Raw genomic sequence first — 15,143 nt, forward strand, 5'->3', positions numbered from 1 at the left:
TCAGCGCAACATGCCGCTGCCGTAACCCTTCAGGTTGGCTTTCTTCATCAGGGATTCGTACTGGTGCGAAACGAGGTGCGATTGTACTTGGGACATGAAGTCCATCACAACCACGACGACGATCAGCAACGAGGTCCCGCCAAGGTAGAACGGAACGTTTGCCGCAACCACCAGGAACTGGGGCAACAGACACACGGCCGTCATATATAGAGCACCGAACAGGGTCAAACGAGTCAGAACGCCATCAATATAGCGCGCAGACTGCTCACCTGGACGAATGCCCGGAATAAAGGCACCGGACTTCTTCAGGTTTTCCGCTACGTCTTTCGGATTGAACATCAACGCCGTATAGAAGAAGCAGAAGAAAATAATCCCTGCACTAAACAGCAGAATATTCAACGGCTGACCAGGAGCGATCGACTGCGAGATGTCCTGCAGCCAGCCCATACCTTCAGACTGACCGAACCAGGTACCCAACGAAGCCGGGAACAGCAAAATGCTGCTCGCGAAAATGGCCGGAATAACACCGGCCATGTTCACCTTCAACGGCAAGTGGCTAGTCTGCGCAGCAAAGACCTTGCGGCCCTGCTGGCGCTTGGCGTAATGAACAGCAATGCGACGCTGACCACGCTCAATGAACACCACGAAACCGATAATCGCTACTGCCAGCAAACCGATGGCAACCAGGGCAAAAATGTTTATATCACCCTGACGCGCAGACTCGAAAGACTGCCCGATCGCTCTCGGAAGACCGGCGACGATACCTGCGAAAATCAACATCGAGATACCGTTGCCAACACCACGCTCAGTAATCTGCTCACCCAGCCACATCATGAACATCGCACCAGCCACAAACGTGGATACCGCGACGAAATGGAAGCCAAAGTCACCAGTGAACGCAACGCCCTGCCCTGCCAGACCAATGGACATGCCAATTGCCTGGACGAGAGCGAGGACGACAGTGCCGTAGCGGGTGTACTGAGCGATCTTGCGACGCCCAGCTTCACCTTCCTTCTTCAACTGCTCCAACTGCGGGCTGACGGCGGTCATCAGTTGCATGATGATCGATGCCGAAATATACGGCATGATCCCCAGTGCAAAGATGCTCATCCGTTCCAGCGCACCGCCGGAAAACATGTTGAACAAGCTAAGAATGGTCCCCTCATTCTGTCGAAACAGGTCCGCGAGTCGGTCCGGGTTAATACCTGGAACCGGGATGTGTGCGCCTATTCGGTAGACGATAATCGCCAAGAATAGAAAACGCAGACGAGCCCAGAGTTCAGACATACCGCCTTTGCCGAGCGCAGAGAGAGCACCTTGCTTAGCCATTTATTCCTCGAACTTGCCGCCAGCTGCTTCGATAGCCGCACGCGCACCTTTGGTGGCGCCGATTCCCTTTCCGATGGTGACAGCGCGAGCAACTTCGCCGGACAGCATGATTTTCACACGCTGTACGTTGACGTTGATCACGTTGGCATCTTTCAGGGACTGCACGGTGACGATGTCGCCTTCCACTTTAGCCAGCTCGGACAGACGCACTTCTGCGCGATCCATGGCCTTCAGGGAAACGAAACCGAACTTCGGCAGGCGACGATGCAGCGGCTGTTGACCGCCTTCAAAGCCTGGAGCAATGGTGCCACCGGAGCGGGAGGTTTGACCTTTGTGGCCACGGCCACCGGTCTTGCCCAAACCACTACCGATACCACGGCCCGGACGATGCTTTTCGCGACGGGAACCCGGCGCTGGACTCAGATCATTGAGTTTCATCGATTAACCCTCGACACGCAGCATGTAGTAAGCCTTGTTGATCATCCCGCGATTCTCGGGAGTATCAAGTACTTCTACAGTGTGACCGATGCGACGCAGACCCAGACCCTTAACGCACAGTTTGTGGTTAGGGATGCGGCCGGTCATGCTTTTGATCAGCGTAACTTTAACGGTAGCCATGATCAGAAGATCTCCTTGACGCTTTTGCCACGCTTGGCGGCAATGGATTCAGGAGACTGCATAGCTTTCAAACCTTTGAAAGTGGCGTGAACCACGTTTACCGGGTTAGTCGAGCCGTAGCACTTGGCCAGAACGTTCTGAACGCCAGCAACTTCGAGGACAGCACGCATAGCGCCGCCAGCGATGATACCGGTACCTTCAGAAGCAGGCTGCATGTACACCTTCGAAGCGCCATGGGCGGACTTCATTGCGTACTGCAGAGTGGTGCCGTTCAGATCAACTTGGATCATGTTGCGGCGAGCAGCTTCCATTGCCTTCTGGATCGCAGCAGGCACTTCACGCGACTTGCCACGGCCGAAGCCAACACGCCCTTTACCATCACCAACCACGGTCAACGCGGTGAAAGTGAAGATACGGCCGCCTTTAACGGTTTTGGCTACGCGGTTAACTTGAACCAGCTTCTCGATGTAGCCTTCGTCGCGCTTTTGGTCGTTATTTGACATAACTTAGAACTCCAGCCCAGCTTCACGAGCAGCATCAGCCAGCGCCTTGACGCGGCCGTGGTACTTGAAGCCAGAGCGGTCGAAAGCCACCTGCGAGACGCCAGCGGCTTTAGCACGCGTAGCGACCAGCTGGCCAACCTTAGTGGCCGCGTCGATGTTGCCAGTGGCGCCATCACGCAGTTCTTTATCCAAAGTCGAGGCACTTGCCAGGACTTTGTTGCCGTCGGCCGAAATGACCTGGGCGTAGATGTGCTGCGACGAGCGGAACACGCAGAGACGCACGACTTCGAGTTCGTGCATTTTCAGGCGTGCTTTGCGAGCGCGACGCAGTCGAGTAACTTTTTTGTCGGTCATTTGCTATGCCCTACTTCTTCTTGGCTTCTTTACGACGGACGACTTCGTCCGCGTAGCGCACACCTTTGCCTTTGTACGGCTCTGGTGGACGGAAGTCGCGGATCTCGGCGGCCACTTGACCTACCAGCTGCTTATCGATGCCCTTGATCAGGATATCGGTCTGGCTAGGAGTCTCAGCGGTGATGCCTTCCGGCAGTTCATAATCCACTGGGTGCGAGAAGCCAAGAGCCAGGTTCAGCACTGTGCCTTTTGCTTGCGCTTTGTAACCAACACCGACCAGCTGGAGCTTGCGCTCGAAGCCTTGGCTTACGCCTTGGACCATGTTGTTAACCAACGCACGAGTGGTACCAGCCATTGCGCGAGTTTGTTGATCGCCATTGCGAGCAGCGAAACGCAGCTCACCAGCTTCTTCAACGATCTCAACGGACGAATGGATGTTCAGTTCGAGAGTGCCCTTGGCACCCTTCACCGAAAGCTGTTGGCCTGCGAATTTGACTTCGACACCGGCTGGCAGCTTAACGGGGTTCTTAGCGACGCGTGACATGCTTATCCCCCCTTAGAACACAGTGCAAAGAACTTCGCCGCCGACACCGGCAGCGCGCGCAGCACGATCCGTCATCACACCCTTGTTGGTGGAGACGATAGACACACCGAGACCGCCACGAACTTTTGGCAGATCATCGACGGACTTGTACTGACGCAGGCCTGGACGGCTAACGCGCTTCACTTCCTCGATGACCGGACGGCCTTCGAAGTACTTCAGCTCGATGGACAGCAGTGGCTTGATTTCGCTGCTGATCTGATAATCCGCAATGTAACCTTCGTCCTTCAGGACTTTGGCAACAGCTACCTTCAAAGTAGAAGATGGCATGCTTACGACGGACTTTTCAGCCATCTGGGCATTACGGATTCGAGTTAGCATGTCCGCTAACGGGTCCTGCATACTCATGGGCTAGACGCTCCTAATACACAAAAAATTAGCCTTGCGGCTACTACGTGTCGCCGAGTACATCCGCGCAACAAAAGCACGGGCTCAGGCGAGCCGGGTATTCTAGACACACCCCACAAATGAATCAAGCCCCAATAGGGGCTTGATTCAAGTTCAAGGTCACCGATGGTCAGGATCTTGCGACCCCGAACACCGAGACTTTGACAGTGCTTACCAGCTGGCTTTAACCAGACCAGGCACGTCACCACGCATCGCAGCTTCACGCAGCTTGTTACGGCCGAGGCCGAACTTGCGGTAAACGCCGTGTGGACGACCGGTCAAGCGGCAGCGGTTACGCATGCGCGAAGCGCTTGCGTCACGTGGCTGCTTCTGCAGAGCTACTGTAGCTTCCCAACGTGCTTCTGGACTTGCGTTCAGATCAACGATGATAGCTTTCAGTGCTGCACGCTTCTTGGCGTACTTGGCAACCGTGAGCTGACGCTTCAGCTCGCGGTTTTTCATGCTCATCTTGGCCATTTTCCTACTCCAATCAGTTGCGGAACGGGAATTTGAAAGCGCGCAACAGAGCGCGACCTTCATCATCGTTCTTGGCAGTGGTGGTCAGGGTAATGTCCAGACCGCGGAGAGCATCGATCTTGTCGTAGTCGATTTCCGGGAAGATGATCTGCTCTTTAACGCCCATGCTGTAGTTACCACGACCATCGAAGGACTTGGCATTCAGGCCGCGGAAGTCGCGAACCCGAGGCAGGGAGATCGACAGCAGACGATCCAGGAATTCATACATACGCTCACGGCGCAGAGTCACTTTGACGCCAATCGGCCAACCTTCACGGACTTTAAAGCCAGCGATGGATTTCCGAGCGTAAGTCACAACGACTTTCTGACCGGTGATCTTTTCCAGGTCGGCAACAGCGTGCTCGATGACTTTTTTGTCACCGACCGCTTCGCCCAGACCCATGTTCAGGGTGATTTTGGTAACGCGTGGAACTTCCATCACGTTCGAAAGCTTAAGTTCTTCCTTAAGCTTCGGTGCGATTTCCTTCCAGTAAATCTCTTTTAGTCGTGCCATGGTCTTCTACCTAGCAGTGTTCAAGCATCAACCGCTTTTTGGGTCGACTTGAAGACACGAATTTTCTTGCCGTCTTCTACTTTAAAACCAACGCGATCAGCCTTGTTGGTTTCGCCGTTGAAAATGGCAACGTTGGAAGCGTGCAGTGGCGCTTCTTTCTCGACGATACCGCCTTGTACGCCCGACATCGGGTTAGGCTTGGTATGACGCTTGACCAGGTTCAGACCACCAACAACCAGACGGTTGTCAGCGAGAACCTTAAGCACCTTACCGCGCTTACCTTTGTCTTTGCCGGCGATCACGATGATCTCGTCGTCACGACGAATCTTTTGCATGTCGGATCTCCTTACAGCACTTCTGGGGCGAGCGAGACGATCTTCATGAACTTCTCAGTACGAAGTTCACGGGTCACTGGCCCAAAGATACGGGTGCCGATCGGCTCTTGCTTGTTGTTCAGAAGAACAGCAGCGTTGCCATCAAAGCGGATAATGGAGCCATCAGCACGGCGAACACCGTGACGAGTGCGGACCACAACAGCAGTCATCACTTGGCCTTTTTTCACCTTACCGCGAGGAATTGCTTCCTTCACGGTAACTTTGATGATGTCACCGATACCAGCGTAACGACGATGGGAGCCACCCAGCACCTTGATGCACATAACACGGCGAGCGCCGCTGTTATCGGCCACATCGAGCATGGATTGAGTCTGAATCATATAATTTCTCCGACCCCTAGTCCTTAGACTTCCACAGCGCGTTCGAGAACATCAACCAGCGCCCAAGACTTGGTCTTGGCCAAAGGACGAGTTTCACGAATAGTGACTTTGTCGCCGATGTGGCACTGATTGGTTTCGTCGTGCGCGTGCAGCTTAGTCGAACGCTTAACGTATTTACCGTAGATCGGGTGCTTAACGCGACGCTCGATCAGAACGGTGATGGTTTTGTCCATCTTGTCGCTGACAACACGGCCAGTCAGCGTACGGACAGTTTTTTCGGCTTCAGCCATGATTACTTACCTGCCTGCTGGTTGAGCACAGTCTTCACGCGAGCGATGTCACGCTTAACTTGCGAGAGCAGATGAGACTGCCCCAACTGGCCAGTTGCTTTCTGCATACGCAGATTGAACTGGTCGCGCAGCAAGCCGAGCAGTTGCTCGTTCAGCTGCTGTGCGGATTTTTCACGAAGTTCATTCGCTTTCATCACATCACCGTCCGTTTAACAAAGGCGGTGGCGAGCGGCAGCTTTGCAGCAGCCAGGGCAAAAGCCTCACGCGCCAGCTCTTCAGAAACACCCTCGATTTCATACAGGACTTTGCCTGGCTGAATCTGGGCAACCCAGTACTCCACACTACCCTTACCTTTACCCATCCGAACTTCGAGTGGCTTTTTGGAAATAGGCTTGTCCGGGAATACACGGATCCAGATCTTGCCGCCACGTTTAACGTGACGGGTCAGAGCACGACGCGCTGACTCGATCTGACGAGCGGTGAGACGACCACGAGCTACAGACTTCAGCGCGAACTCGCCGAAGCTGACTTTGCTACCGCGCTGAGCCAGACCACGGTTGTGGCCTGTCATCTGCTTGCGGAACTTCGTACGCTTTGGTTGCAACATTTGGCGTACCCCTTACTTAGCAGCTTTTTTACGAGGCGCTGGTGCTTGTGGTTTCAGTTCTTCTTGGCGACCACCAATTACTTCGCCTTTGAAGATCCAAACCTTTACACCGATCACACCATAAGTGGTGTGAGCTTCGTAGTTGGCATAGTCGATGTCGGCACGCAGGGTGTGCAGTGGCACACGACCTTCGCGATACCATTCAGTACGTGCGATTTCAGCACCGCCGAGACGACCGCTCACTTGGATTTTGATGCCTTTGGCACCAATGCGCATGGCGTTCTGAACAGCGCGCTTCATAGCGCGACGGAACATTACGCGACGCTCCAGCTGCTGAGCTACGCTCTGCGCAACCAGCATACCGTCGAGCTCCGGCTTACGGATCTCTTCGATATTGATGTGCACAGGCACACCCATTTGCTTGGTCAGGTCCTGACGCAGCTTCTCAACATCTTCACCTTTCTTCCCGATAACGATACCTGGACGAGCGGTGTGGATGGTGATGCGTGCAGTCTGAGCCGGACGATGGATATCGATACGGCTTACGGACGCGCTTTTTAGTTTGTCTTGGAGATATTCACGCACCTTCAGATCAGCGAACAAATAGTCCGCATAAGTCCGACCGTCTGCGTACCAGACGGAGGTGTGCTCCTTGACGATTCCCAGGCGAATGCCAATGGGATGTACTTTCTGACCCATCTCTTCGACTCCGTTACTTGTCAGCAACCTTGACAGTGATATGGCAAGACCGCTTGACGATGCGATCAGCACGGCCTTTGGCGCGTGGCATGATGCGCTTCAGCGAACGCCCTTCGTTGACGAAAACGGTGCTGACCTTCAGGTCATCAACGTCTGCGCCTTCGTTATGCTCGGCGTTGGCTACGGCCGACTCCAGCACTTTCTTCATGATCTCGGCGGCTTTCTTACTGCTGAAAGCCAACAGGTTGAGCGCTTCGCCCACCTTCTTCCCGCGGATCTGGTCGGCGACCAAGCGGGCTTTCTGGGCGGAGATTCGAGCGCCCGACAACTTAGCGGCTACTTCCATTTCCTAACCCCTTAACGCTTGGCTTTCTTGTCTGCCACGTGCCCACGATAAGTGCGGGTACCGGCGAACTCGCCCAGTTTGTGGCCGACCATGTCTTCGTTAACGAGAACTGGGACGTGTTGACGACCGTTGTGTACTGCGATGGTCAGACCGACCATTTGTGGCAGGATCATGGAACGACGCGACCAGGTCTTAACTGGTTTGCGATCGTTCTTTTCCGCCGCCACTTCGATCTTCTTCAGTAGGTGAAGATCGATAAAAGGACCTTTTTTCAGAGAACGTGGCACTGTCGTATCCCTCTATTTACTTGCGACGACGGACGATCATTTTGTCGGTACGCTTATTACCACGAGTCTTCGCGCCCTTAGTCGGGAAGCCCCATGGCGATACCGGATGACGACCACCAGAGGTACGACCTTCACCACCACCATGTGGGTGGTCAACCGGGTTCATGGCAACACCACGAACGGTTGGGCGAACGCCACGCCAGCGTTTGGCACCAGCTTTACCCAGCGAACGCAGGCTGTGCTCGGAGTTCGAGACTTCACCCAGGGTCGCACGGCATTCAGCCAGCACTTTACGCATCTCACCAGAACGCAGACGCAGGGTCACGTAGACACCTTCACGAGCGATCAGCTGAGCCGAAGCACCAGCAGAACGAGCGATTTGCGCGCCTTTACCTGGCTTCAATTCGATGCCGTGTACGGTGCTACCAACTGGAATGTTACGCAGTTGCAGAGCGTTGCCCGGCTTGATCGGCGCCAAAGCACCTGCGATCAGCTGGTCACCAGCACTCACGCCTTTAGGGGCGATGATGTAGCGACGCTCGCCATCTGCGTACAGCAGCAGAGCGATGTGAGCAGTACGGTTTGGATCGTATTCAATACGCTCGACAGTGGCAGAGATGCCATCTTTGTCGTTGCGACGGAAATCGACCAGACGATAATGCTGCTTATGGCCACCACCGACGTGACGAGTGGTAATGCGACCATTGTTGTTACGACCACCAGTCTTCGATTTTTTCTCGAGCAGCGGTGCGTGAGGAGCGCCTTTATGCAGCTCCTGGTTGACCACCTTGACCACAAAACGGCGGCCAGGGGAAGTCGGTTTGCATTTAACGATTGCCATGATGCACCCCTTCCTTACTCAGCACTGCTGCTGAAATCGAGATCTTGGCCTGGCTGAAGGGAGATAACTGCCTTCTTCCAGTCATTACGCTTGCCCAGACCGCGAGCAGTGCGCTTGCTCTTACCCAGAACATTCAGGGTAGTAACACGCTCTACTTTCACGCTGAACAGGCTTTCGACGGCCTTCTTGATTTCCAGCTTGGTTGCATCAGTTGCAACCTTGAAAACGAACTGGCCTTTCTTGTCAGCCAGAACCGTAGCCTTCTCGGAAACGTGCGGGCCGAGCAGAACTTTAAATACGCGTTCCTGGTTCATCCCAGCAGCTCCTCGAATTTCTTCACGGCCGACACGGTGATCAACACCTTGTCGTATGCGATCAGACTAACTGGATCGGAACCTTGCACGTCACGTACATCAACGTGTGGCAGGTTGCGAGCAGCCAGGTACAGGTTCTGATCAACCACTTCAGACACGATCAAGACGTCAGTCAGGCCCATGCCGGTCAGTTTGCTCAGCAGGTCTTTGGTCTTCGGTGCATCAACAGCGAAGTCCTGAACCACAACCAGACGATCAGTACGCACCAGCTCAGCAAGGATGGAACGCATTGCTGCGCGATACATCTTCTTGTTCAGCTTCTGGGTGTGATCCTGAGGACGAGCTGCAAAAGTGGTACCGCCGCCACGCCAGATTGGGCTACGGATAGTACCGGCACGAGCACGGCCAGTACCTTTCTGACGCCATGGGCGCTTACCGCCACCACGAACGTCGGAACGGGTTTTTTGCTGCTTGCTACCTTGACGGCCGCCAGCCATGTAGGCCACGACTGCTTGGTGAACCAGCGTCTCGTTGAATTCGCCGCCAAATGTCAGTTCGGAAACTTCGATCGCTTGAGCGTCATTTACATTTAATTGCATGTCAGCTTCCCCTTAACCGCGAGCCTTGGCTGCTGGACGTACAACCAAGTTGCCGCCAGTAGCGCCAGGAACAGCACCCTTGACCAACAACAGATTGCGTTCAGCGTCCACGCGCACTACTTCGAGGGACTGCACGGTCACGCGCTCAGCGCCCATATGACCGGACATTTTTTTGCCCTTGAATACACGACCAGGAGTCTGGCACTGGCCGATAGAGCCTGGAACGCGGTGGGACACGGAGTTACCGTGGGTATTATCTTGCCCGCGGAAGTTCCAACGCTTGATCGTACCCTGGAAGCCTTTACCTTTGGACTGACCGGTTACATCAACCAGTTGACCAGCAGCGAAGATTTCAGCGTTGATCAGATCGCCGGCCTGGTACTCGCCTTCTTCAAGGCGGAATTCCATTACGGTACGACCAGCGGCAACGTTCGCTTTAGCGAAGTGACCAGCTTGAGCAGCTGTAACACGCGAAGCACGACGCTCACCTACAGTGACTTGCACTGCACGATAGCCATCGGTCTCTTCAGTTTTGAACTGGGTGACGCGATTCGGCTCGATCTCAATGACCGTGACCGGAATGGAGACACCTTCTTCGGTGAAAATACGGGTCATACCGCATTTACGACCGACTACACCAATAGTCATGTTGTAAACCTCATGAGTGTACGGGGCTTTCACCCGCTATGGCCGCCCATTTCAGAGCGTTACACGACCAAGACCGAGTCTTAGCCGAGGCTGATCTGCACTTCCACACCGGCCGCAAGATCAAGCTTCATAAGTGCATCAACGGTTTTATCCGTTGGCTGGACGATGTCCAGAACGCGCTTATGAGTACGGATCTCGTACTGGTCACGCGCGTCTTTGTTGACGTGCGGTGAGACCAGAACGGTGAACCGCTCTTTACGGGTAGGCAGTGGAATTGGACCACGCACTTGAGCACCAGTACGTTTCGCGGTTTCCACGATTTCCTGGGTGGATTGGTCGATCAGGCGATGGTCAAAAGCCTTCAACCTGATACGGATTTGCTGATTTTGCATTGGATTTCAGACTCCGGCTGCTATTCCCACCGAGCGCAATACGCCCGTTAAAAGGAGGCGCAATTCTATAGACGCCCCATATAGGTGTCAACCCAATAAAAAAGCCCCCGCTAAGCGGGGGCTTTTTCAATTCATCGAAGCTTACTCAAAAAGAGCTTACTCGATGATTTTGGCTACGACGCCAGCGCCGACGGTACGACCGCCTTCACGGATAGCGAAACGCAGACCGTCTTCCATTGCGATGGTCTTGATCAGGGTGACAACCATTTTGATGTTGTCGCCCGGCATTACCATTTCAACGCCTTCTGGCAGTTCGCAGTTACCAGTCACGTCAGTAGTACGGAAGTAGAACTGCGGACGGTAGCCTTTGAAGAACGGAGTGTGACGACCGCCTTCTTCCTTGCTCAGAACGTAGACTTCAGCTTCGAACTTGGTGTGCGGCTTGACCGAACCCGGCTTAACCAGAACCTGGCCACGCTCAACGTCGTCACGCTTGGTACCACGCAGCAGAACGCCGCAGTTCTCGCCAGCACGACCTTCGTCGAGCAGCTTACGGAACATTTCAACACCGGTGCAGGTGGTGACGGTAGTCTCACGCAGACCAACGATTTCCAGTGGATCCTGAACCTTGACGATACCGCGCTCGATACGGCCAGTTACAACAGTACCGCGACCGGAGATCGAGAATACGTCTTCGATTGGCATCAGGAACGGCTTGTCGATAACACGGACCGGATCCGGGATGTAGCTGTCCAGAGTTTCAACCAACTTCTTGACGGCAGTGGTGCCCATCTCGTTGTCGTCTTGACCGTTCAGAGCCATCAGAGCCGAACCGATGATGATCGGAGTGTCGTCGCCCGGGAAGTCGTAAGTGCTCAGCAGATCGCGCACTTCCATCTCAACCAGTTCCAGCAGCTCAGCGTCGTCAACCATGTCAGCCTTGTTCAGGAAGACAACGATGTACGGTACGCCTACCTGACGGGACAGCAGGATGTGCTCACGGGTTTGTGGCATCGGACCATCAGCGGCCGAGCAAACCAGGATCGCGCCGTCCATCTGGGCAGCACCAGTGATCATGTTCTTCACGTAGTCAGCGTGACCTGGGCAGTCAACGTGAGCGTAGTGACGAATCGAAGAGTTGTACTCAACGTGCGCGGTGTTGATGGTGATACCACGAGCTTTTTCTTCCGGAGCGCTGTCGATTTTGTCGAAAGCAACAACGGCCGAACCGAAAACTTCGGAGCAGACGCGAGTCAGAGCAGCGGTCAGCGTGGTTTTACCGTGGTCGACGTGACCGATGGTGCCAACGTTGACGTGCGGGAGGGTACGGTCAAATTTTTCTTTAGCCACGACAATTAACTCCTAGCCTAAAGGGGCTGAATCAGCCTTGTTTTTTGGTAACAGTTTCGACGATATGCGACGGAGCTGTATTGTATTTTTTGAATTCCATAGAGTAGCTTGCGCGACCTTGGGACATGGAGCGGACGTCGGTCGCATAACCGAACATCTCACCCAGCGGAACTTCGGCGCGAATCACTTTGCCGGAGACCGTGTCTTCCATACCCAGGATCATGCCGCGACGACGGTTAAGGTCGCCCATCACGTCACCCATATAGTCTTCAGGCGTAACAACCTCTACCGCCATGATCGGCTCAAGCAACTCACCACCGCCCTTCTGGGCCAGTTGCTTGGTAGCCATGGAGGCAGCCACTTTAAACGCCATCTCGTTGGAGTCGACGTCGTGGTAGGAACCATCAAACACGGTAGCCTTCAGGCCGATCAGCGGATAGCCGGCAACAACGCCGTTCTTCATCTGCTCTTCGATACCCTTCTGGATAGCCGGGATGTATTCCTTAGGAACCACACCACCCACTACTTCGTTCAGGAATTGCAGACCTTCCTGACCTTCGTCAGCAGGAGCAAAACGAATCCAGCAGTGACCGAACTGGCCACGACCGCCGGACTGGCGAACGAACTTGCCTTCAATCTCGCAGCTCTTCGTGATGCGCTCACGGTACGAAACCTGAGGCTTGCCGATGTTGGCTTCGACGTTGAACTCACGGCGCATCCGGTCAACCAGGATGTCCAGGTGCAACTCGCCCATGCCAGAGATGATCGTCTGACCAGTCTCTTCATCAGTCTTGACGCGGAAAGACGGGTCTTCCTGAGCAAGCTTGCCCAGAGCGATACCCATTTTTTCCTGGTCATCCTTGGTCTTAGGCTCTACGGCTACCGAGATAACCGGCTCCGGGAAGTCCATGCGAACCAGGATGATTGGCTTGTCAGCGTTGCACAGAGTCTCACCAGTGGTGACGTCCTTCATGCCGATCAGGGCCGCGATGTCGCCAGCGCGAACTTCCTTGATCTCTTCACGGGCGTTTGCGTGCATTTGCACCATACGACCCACGCGCTCTTTCTTGCCTTTAACCGAGTTGATCACGCCGTCGCCGGAGGCCAACACGCCCGAGTAAACTCGAACGAAGGTCAAGGTACCCACGAATGGGTCGGTAGCGATCTTGAACGCCAAAGCCGAGAACGGCTCGTTGTCGTCTGCGTGACGCTCCATCTGCTTTTCCTCGTCATCGGGGTCAGTACCCTTGATGGCAGGAATGTCAGTTGGTGCAGGCAGGTAATCGATAACGGCGTCGAGAACCAGGGGAACACCCTTGTTCTTGAAGGAAGAACCGCAAACAGCCAGAACGATCTCACCAGCGATAGTACGCTGACGCAGAGCGGCCTTGATTTCCTCGATGGAAAGCTCTTCGCCCTCGAGGTACTTGTTCATCAGCTCTTCACTGGCTTCGGCAGCAGCCTCAACCATGTTGCTTCGCCACTCTTCAGCCAGCTCCTGCAATTCGGCAGGGATAGCTTCGCGACGCGGAGTCATGCCCTTGTCGGAATCGTTCCAGTAAACCGCTTCCATGGTCATCAAATCGATCTGACCCTGGAAGTTGTCTTCGGAACCGATAGCCAACTGGATTGGCACCGGAGTGTGACCCAGACGCTGCTTGATCTGAGCGATCACGCGCAGGAAGTTCGCACCGGCACGGTCCATCTTGTTCACGTAAACGATACGTGGAACACCGTACTTGTTGGCCTGACGCCATACGGTTTCGGACTGAGGCTCAACACCGGAAGTACCACAGAACACAACCACAGCGCCGTCGAGTACACGCAGGGAACGCTCAACTTCAATAGTGAAGTCTACGTGACCCGGGGTATCGATGACGTTGAAGCGGTATTGGTCCTTGTGCTGCTTCGCAGAACCCTGCCAGAAGGCGGTAATAGCAGCAGAAGTAATGGTAATACCACGCTCCTGCTCCTGAACCATCCAGTCTGTGGTCGCGGCGCCGTCATGCACCTCGCCCATCTTGTGACTTTTGCCAGTGTAAAAAAGGACGCGCTCGGTGGTGGTGGTTTTACCAGCATCCACGTGAGCAACGATACCAATGTTACGGTAGCGATTAATCGGTGTAGTACGAGCCATAAAGCCCTCGCAAAATTAGTGACGCTAAAATTAGAAGCGGTAGTGCGAGAAAGCTTTGTTAGCTTCAGCCATACGGTGCACGTCTTCACGCTTCTTAACTGCAGCACCTTTACCTTCGGCAGCGTCCAACAGTTCGCCAGCCAAACGCAGAGCCATAGACTTCTCGCCGCGCTTACGGGCGAAGTCTACCAACCAGCGCATTGCCAGAGCGTTACGACGGGACGGACGAACTTCAACCGGAACCTGGTAAGTAGCACCGCCTACACGGCGCGACTTTACTTCGACCAGCGGAGCGATGGCGTCGAGAGCTTTCTCGAAGATTTCCAGGGGGTCGCTGTTCTTGCGTTCTTTAACCTTTTCCAGCGCGCCATAAACGATACGCTCGGCAACGGCTTTCTTGCCGCTCTCCATCACGTGGTTCATGAACTTGGCCAGGATTTGGCTTCCGTATTTTGGATCGTCAAGCACTTCGCGCTTGGCTGCTACGCGTCTTCTTGGCATGGATAAGCCCTCAAACGGTCTTCAGGTTCGCTCGGAATCGGTGCCCTTTCGGGACGCCTCCGACCTTACTCTTATCGACTCAGAAAAATAAAAATCAGTTTTTGCAGCACGCGACCATTACTTCGGACGCTTGGTACCGTACTTCGAACGACCCTGGTTACGACCTTTAACGCCGGAAGTATCCAAAGAACCGCGAACGGTGTGGTAACGAACACCTGGCAAGTCTTTTACACGACCGCCGCGGATCAGTACCACGCTGTGCTCTTGCAGGTTGTGGCCTTCACCGCCGATGTACGAGGAAACCTCGAAACCGTTGGTCAGACGCACACGGCATACTTTACGCAGTGCCGAGTTAGGTTTTTTCGGCGTGGTGGTATACACACGGGTGCATACGCCACGACGTTGCGGGCAGTTCTGCAGCGCAGGCACGTCGGATTTCTCGACGATACGCTTACGCGGCTGACGTACCAGCTGGTTGATAGTTGCCATCTACTAGCTCCACTGTTGTCTTGCGACGCTATTGTCTTGCAAGAAAAGCAAAATGGCAGGAACGAATTCCCGCCAAATTTAGGGGTACAAGAGTCTAAAGAGGATC

At 54.5% G+C, this 15,143-nt stretch carries 26 protein-coding genes; all 26 read right to left on the reverse strand.

Translation table 11 applies throughout. From position 1 onward, the window contains the following. The 26 genes from secY to rpsL all read right to left on the reverse strand — a co-directional run bounded on the left by secY (position 1) and on the right by rpsL (position 15,037). On the reverse strand, positions 1-1,329 hold the full coding sequence (gene secY / locus BZL43_RS00945) for a preprotein translocase subunit SecY (RefSeq protein WP_007896784.1): 1,329 nt from the start codon (positions 1,327-1,329) through the stop codon (positions 1-3). Further along, positions 1,330-1,767: a 50S ribosomal protein L15 gene (gene rplO, locus BZL43_RS00950; protein ID WP_011336169.1), complete on the reverse strand. Its 438-nt coding sequence runs from the start codon at positions 1,765-1,767 to the stop codon at positions 1,330-1,332. 3 nt (positions 1,768-1,770) lie between these two features. Then, positions 1,771-1,947 carry a 50S ribosomal protein L30 gene (gene rpmD, locus BZL43_RS00955; RefSeq protein WP_003186033.1) on the reverse strand — a complete coding sequence of 59 codons (177 nt, stop codon included), beginning with the start codon at positions 1,945-1,947 and terminating at the stop codon, positions 1,771-1,773. 2 nt (positions 1,948-1,949) lie between these two features. After that, complete coding sequence (gene rpsE / locus BZL43_RS00960; protein ID WP_003186035.1) at positions 1,950-2,450, reverse strand: 30S ribosomal protein S5; 501 nt, start codon at positions 2,448-2,450, stop codon at positions 1,950-1,952. 3 nt (positions 2,451-2,453) lie between these two features. Next, a complete protein-coding gene (rplR, locus tag BZL43_RS00965) occupies positions 2,454-2,804 on the reverse strand; it encodes a 50S ribosomal protein L18 (protein WP_003186037.1) in 351 nt (116 codons plus the stop codon). Between the two features lie 10 nt (positions 2,805-2,814). Beyond that, positions 2,815-3,348: a 50S ribosomal protein L6 gene (gene rplF, locus BZL43_RS00970; RefSeq protein ID WP_003176412.1), complete on the reverse strand. Its 534-nt coding sequence runs from the start codon at positions 3,346-3,348 to the stop codon at positions 2,815-2,817. A gap of 12 nt (positions 3,349-3,360) precedes the next feature. Further along, positions 3,361-3,753, reverse strand: a complete 393-nt coding sequence (gene rpsH / locus BZL43_RS00975; RefSeq protein WP_095630589.1) for a 30S ribosomal protein S8 — start codon at positions 3,751-3,753, stop codon at positions 3,361-3,363. A 210-nt stretch (positions 3,754-3,963) separates the two neighbouring features. Beyond that, positions 3,964-4,269, reverse strand: coding sequence for a 30S ribosomal protein S14 (rpsN, locus tag BZL43_RS00980; RefSeq protein ID WP_003176414.1), 306 nt, complete (start codon positions 4,267-4,269; stop codon positions 3,964-3,966). A gap of 13 nt (positions 4,270-4,282) precedes the next feature. Further along, positions 4,283-4,822, reverse strand: coding sequence for a 50S ribosomal protein L5 (gene rplE / locus BZL43_RS00985; RefSeq protein WP_003176415.1), 540 nt, complete (start codon positions 4,820-4,822; stop codon positions 4,283-4,285). Between the two features lie 20 nt (positions 4,823-4,842). Then, entirely contained in the window at positions 4,843-5,157 is a 315-nt protein-coding gene (gene rplX / locus BZL43_RS00990) for a 50S ribosomal protein L24 (protein ID WP_003186046.1), read from the reverse strand. Positions 5,158-5,168: 11 nt separating this feature from the next. Then, entirely contained in the window at positions 5,169-5,537 is a 369-nt protein-coding gene (rplN, locus tag BZL43_RS00995) for a 50S ribosomal protein L14 (protein WP_002555479.1), read from the reverse strand. A gap of 23 nt (positions 5,538-5,560) precedes the next feature. Continuing rightward, entirely contained in the window at positions 5,561-5,827 is a 267-nt protein-coding gene (rpsQ, locus tag BZL43_RS01000) for a 30S ribosomal protein S17 (RefSeq protein WP_003176419.1), read from the reverse strand. Positions 5,828-5,829: 2 nt separating this feature from the next. After that, the gene (gene rpmC, locus BZL43_RS01005; RefSeq protein WP_002555481.1) at positions 5,830-6,021 is read right to left on the reverse strand and encodes a 50S ribosomal protein L29; all 192 of its coding nucleotides are present in this window, start codon (positions 6,019-6,021) and stop codon (positions 5,830-5,832) included. Next, positions 6,021-6,434: a 50S ribosomal protein L16 gene (gene rplP, locus BZL43_RS01010; protein WP_007896757.1), complete on the reverse strand. Its 414-nt coding sequence runs from the start codon at positions 6,432-6,434 to the stop codon at positions 6,021-6,023. Before rplP ends, rpmC begins: the two co-directional genes overlap by 1 nt. A gap of 12 nt (positions 6,435-6,446) precedes the next feature. Then, a complete protein-coding gene (rpsC, locus tag BZL43_RS01015) occupies positions 6,447-7,133 on the reverse strand; it encodes a 30S ribosomal protein S3 (RefSeq protein ID WP_003176422.1) in 687 nt (228 codons plus the stop codon). 13 nt (positions 7,134-7,146) lie between these two features. Beyond that, positions 7,147-7,479, reverse strand: a complete 333-nt coding sequence (rplV, locus tag BZL43_RS01020; RefSeq protein ID WP_003103908.1) for a 50S ribosomal protein L22 — start codon at positions 7,477-7,479, stop codon at positions 7,147-7,149. 11 nt (positions 7,480-7,490) lie between these two features. Next, positions 7,491-7,766 (reverse strand): 30S ribosomal protein S19, encoded by a 276-nt coding sequence (gene rpsS / locus BZL43_RS01025; protein WP_002555486.1) that lies wholly within the window; start codon positions 7,764-7,766, stop codon positions 7,491-7,493. Positions 7,767-7,782: 16 nt separating this feature from the next. Next, positions 7,783-8,607: a 50S ribosomal protein L2 gene (rplB, locus tag BZL43_RS01030; RefSeq protein WP_095630590.1), complete on the reverse strand. Its 825-nt coding sequence runs from the start codon at positions 8,605-8,607 to the stop codon at positions 7,783-7,785. Between the two features lie 14 nt (positions 8,608-8,621). Next, positions 8,622-8,921: a 50S ribosomal protein L23 gene (gene rplW / locus BZL43_RS01035; RefSeq protein ID WP_002555488.1), complete on the reverse strand. Its 300-nt coding sequence runs from the start codon at positions 8,919-8,921 to the stop codon at positions 8,622-8,624. Beyond that, positions 8,918-9,520 (reverse strand): 50S ribosomal protein L4, encoded by a 603-nt coding sequence (gene rplD, locus BZL43_RS01040; protein WP_095630591.1) that lies wholly within the window; start codon positions 9,518-9,520, stop codon positions 8,918-8,920. The genes rplW and rplD overlap by 4 nt, the downstream gene beginning before the upstream one ends. Positions 9,521-9,532: 12 nt before the next feature. Next, complete coding sequence (gene rplC, locus BZL43_RS01045; protein WP_003186059.1) at positions 9,533-10,168, reverse strand: 50S ribosomal protein L3; 636 nt, start codon at positions 10,166-10,168, stop codon at positions 9,533-9,535. An 80-nt stretch (positions 10,169-10,248) separates the two neighbouring features. Beyond that, the gene (rpsJ, locus tag BZL43_RS01050) at positions 10,249-10,560 is read right to left on the reverse strand and encodes a 30S ribosomal protein S10 (protein ID WP_003186070.1); all 312 of its coding nucleotides are present in this window, start codon (positions 10,558-10,560) and stop codon (positions 10,249-10,251) included. Positions 10,561-10,716: 156 nt separating this feature from the next. Next, positions 10,717-11,910 carry an elongation factor Tu gene (tuf, locus tag BZL43_RS01055; protein ID WP_095630592.1) on the reverse strand — a complete coding sequence of 398 codons (1,194 nt, stop codon included), beginning with the start codon at positions 11,908-11,910 and terminating at the stop codon, positions 10,717-10,719. 31 nt (positions 11,911-11,941) lie between these two features. Then, on the reverse strand, positions 11,942-14,047 hold the full coding sequence (gene fusA, locus BZL43_RS01060) for an elongation factor G (RefSeq protein ID WP_095630593.1): 2,106 nt from the start codon (positions 14,045-14,047) through the stop codon (positions 11,942-11,944). A 30-nt stretch (positions 14,048-14,077) separates the two neighbouring features. Beyond that, the gene (gene rpsG / locus BZL43_RS01065) at positions 14,078-14,548 is read right to left on the reverse strand and encodes a 30S ribosomal protein S7 (RefSeq protein WP_002555493.1); all 471 of its coding nucleotides are present in this window, start codon (positions 14,546-14,548) and stop codon (positions 14,078-14,080) included. 117 nt (positions 14,549-14,665) lie between these two features. Continuing rightward, a complete protein-coding gene (gene rpsL, locus BZL43_RS01070) occupies positions 14,666-15,037 on the reverse strand; it encodes a 30S ribosomal protein S12 (protein ID WP_003186084.1) in 372 nt (123 codons plus the stop codon). Positions 15,038-15,143 lie beyond the last annotated feature (106 nt).

The sequence above is a fragment of the Pseudomonas sp. PICF141 genome (assembly GCF_002286815.1).
In the GTDB taxonomy this organism is placed as follows: domain Bacteria; phylum Pseudomonadota; class Gammaproteobacteria; order Pseudomonadales; family Pseudomonadaceae; genus Aquipseudomonas.